The sequence below is a fragment of the Frankia sp. AgKG'84/4 genome, assembly GCF_023242965.2.
Taxonomy (GTDB): domain Bacteria; phylum Actinomycetota; class Actinomycetes; order Frankiales; family Frankiaceae; genus Frankia.
Genome location: NZ_JALKFU020000626.1, coordinates 1 through 2,933, shown reverse-complemented (window position 1 = coordinate 2,933; position 2,933 = coordinate 1). Strand labels below are relative to the sequence as shown.

The 2,933-nt window shown below is 72.6% G+C and carries 3 protein-coding genes; all 3 read left to right on the top strand.

Features of this window, described 5'->3' with window-relative positions:
* Positions 1-180: hypothetical protein (locus MXD58_RS24200; RefSeq protein ID WP_250609994.1), on the top strand; the 180-nt coding region annotated here is incomplete at its 5' end.
* The gene (locus tag MXD58_RS24195) at positions 177-1,622 is read left to right on the top strand and encodes a glycosyltransferase (protein ID WP_248836626.1); all 1,446 of its coding nucleotides are present in this window, start codon (positions 177-179) and stop codon (positions 1,620-1,622) included. The genes MXD58_RS24200 and MXD58_RS24195, both read left to right, overlap by 4 nt.
* Positions 1,609-2,933: hypothetical protein (locus tag MXD58_RS24190; protein ID WP_250609993.1), on the top strand; the 1,325-nt coding region annotated here is incomplete at its 3' end. The genes MXD58_RS24195 and MXD58_RS24190, both read left to right, overlap by 14 nt.

The window sequence follows — 2,933 nt, the reverse complement described above, 5'->3', positions numbered from 1 at the left end:
CGGCCGGCCGCCGGGCGTCCACCGGTCGCCCGCGCCTACCCGGCGCTGCTGCTGGTCGCGCTGGTGTGCGGGGGGCTGGCCGCGCTGGACATCCCGGGCAACCGGAACCTCGACCAGTGGCGGCCGACACTCGACGCCGCCCGGCCGGACCCCCGCCCGGCCGGGGAGGCGCCTCGATGAGCGGCGCGCAGGTCCCCGACCAGCTGTCCGCGCGGGACCGGCTCTCCCTCGGCCAGCGGATCACCTTCAGCGCCACCGCCGCGATCGTGATCGCCGCGTTCGCCTTCGCCCCGATGGCCGCCATGGTCGGCGTGATCGCCATCATCAGCCTGCTCTACCTGGCCGTCTTCGCTGAGCGTCTGGTGCTGCTCCACCGGGCGCTGCGGGATCCGGGCCTGCTGAGCATCGCCCCCGAGCGAGCCCGCGCCGAGCCGGGGGAAAACCTGCCCGTCTACACCGTCCTCATCCCGGCCTACCGCGAGCCGGAGGTCCTCCCCCACCTGCTCACCGCGATCGCGGACATCGAGTACCCGCCGGACCGGCTCGACGTCATCCTGCTGCTGGAGGAGGACGACGACGAGACCTACGCCGCCGCCGTCGCGGCGGACCCGCCCGACTACCTGCGGATCGTCCGGGTTCCCTACTCGGAGCCACGGACGAAGCCGAAGGCGTGCAACGTCGGGTTGGCCCTTGCCCGCGGCGACCTGGTCACCATCTTCGACGCGGAGGACCGGCCCGACCCGCTGCAGCTGCGGCAGGCCGCGATCGCCTTCCGCGAGGTCCCGGCGAACGTCGTCTGCCTGCAGGCGAAACTCGCCTACTTCAACCATGACCAGAACCTCCTCACCAGCTGGTTCACCACCGAGTACGCGATGTGGTTCGACCAGATGCTGCCCGGCCTCGTCCGCCAGGACGCCCCGATCCCACTCGGTGGGACGTCCAACCACTTCCGTGCCGACGTGCTACGCGAGCTGGGCGGCTGGGACCCCTTCAACGTCACCGAGGACGCCGACCTCGGCGTGCGCCTGCACCGGCGCGGCTACCGCACCCTCGTGCTCGACTCGGTGACCCTGGAGGAGGCGAACAGCGACGCGATCAACTGGCTCAAGCAGCGTTCCCGCTGGTACAAGGGCTACCTGCAGACCTGGCTGGTGCATTCCCGCCAGCCGGTCGCGATCTGCCGGGAGATCGGCGTCCTGGGGTTCCTGCGGTTCAACCTGTTCGTCGGCGGAACGCCCCTGCTCGCGGTGCTCAACCCGCTGTTGTGGGCGCTGACGCTCATGTGGTTCGCCGGCAATCTGCCGATCATCGAGCGGCTGTTCCCGACCTGGCTGTACTTCATCGGCCTGGTGTGCCTGCTGCTCGGCAACTTCACGTTCGTCTACTGCAACGTCGTCGCCGCCCGGGCCACCGGTATCGGCCGGCTGGTGCCGCAGGCGGTGCTCTCGCCGGCCTACTGGCTGCTCATGTCGCTGGCGGCCAGCAAGGCGCTGCTGCAACTGGTGATCGCCCCGTCGTACTGGGAGAAGACCACCCACGGTCTCGGCGCCGCCGACCCGGTGGACGTCGACGAGCTGGTCAGCGAGCCCGCGGCCAGGAAGGTGAGCCATGTCGGCGGCTGAGGTGACAGTGCCGATCCAGCGGCGACCGGCCGGGCGGAAGCCGGTCGGGCCGCCCCCGGACGGGCGTGCACCGGACGGGCGTGCACCGCAGGGTGCTCCCACCCGGGCCGGCGACGCCACCACGACAGCGGCGGCCGGGGTCCCGGCCTCGACGGGCCCGCGGTGGGCCGGTCTGGTCCTGTTCGTCACCGCCGCCTCGGTCTACCTCGGCGGCGGGATGTGGCTGGGCCTCGTGCACGACAGCGTGATGTCGGACGCGCTGAGCCGGACCGCGAACGGCTACTACACGGTGTTCAGCCGCGACCCGCACCTGGCCGCGGTCGGCTTCGTGTGGAACCCGCTGCCGTCCCTCGTGCAGATCCCGCTGCTGCCGCTGGCCACGGTGTGGCCCGAGTTCGCCTACCGGGGCGTCGCCGCGGCCGTCCAGTCGGCGCTGTTCATGGCGGGCTCGGCGGTGTACTTCCGGCGCACCTGCCTGGAACTCGGCGCGCGGCCCCGGGCCGCGTGGACGCTGACCGTGCTGTTCGCCGTCCACCCGGAGATCGCCTACTACGGCATGAACGGGATGAGCGAGGGCTCGTTCCTGTTCTTCCTGCTGGCCGCCGCGGCCTCGCTGACCCGCTGGCTGCGCACCCGCGCGTCGAACCCGCTGGCCGGCGCGGGCCTCGCCCTCGGCGCCGCCTACCTGACCCGGTACGAGACGGTGGCCGCCGGTCTGGTCACCACCGTCTTCGTCGGGCTGGTCGCCTACCGGCGCGCGCGCGGCCCGGCGTCGCTGCGGCGCGCGGCCGCCCTCGGTGACATGACAGTCCTGGCCCTGCCGTTCGTGTTCTCCTTCGCCGTCTGGGCGATCACCTCGAGCCTCATCATCGGCTCCCCGTTCGCGCAGTTCACCTCGGCGAACGGGAACTCGGCGCAGACCCGCCTGTCGGCCGGCGGGATCAGCTCCGTCATCGACCAGCCGGGCGGCCCGCTCGGGTACATGTTCGACCAGTCCCGGGTGCTGGAACCGTTCGGCGTGCTGATCCTCGCGGCGGCTCTGGGGATGTGCTGGCGCCGTCGCGACACGCGCCTGCTCGCGCCCATCGCCGTGCTCGGCGGGGCGTACTCGTTCTCGGTGGCCGCCCTGCTCGCCGGACAGACCTTCGGCTGGCTCCGGTTCTCGATCACCATCGTCCCGGTGGTGCTGCTCTGCGCCGCGACCGTGCTGGCGCACGGCCCGTACCCGACTCCGACGACGCTGCCGCCGGCGGCGCGGGCGGGTCTGCGGGCGGCCGCGCGGGCGGCCTCGGCGGTGGTGGCCCCCACGGC

Excerpts from the sequence above, each read along its gene's own strand:
- MXD58_RS24195 (WP_248836626.1), top strand. The coding sequence starts at position 177 with ATGAGCGGCGCGCAGGTCCCCGACCAGCTGTCCGCGCGGGACCGGCTC.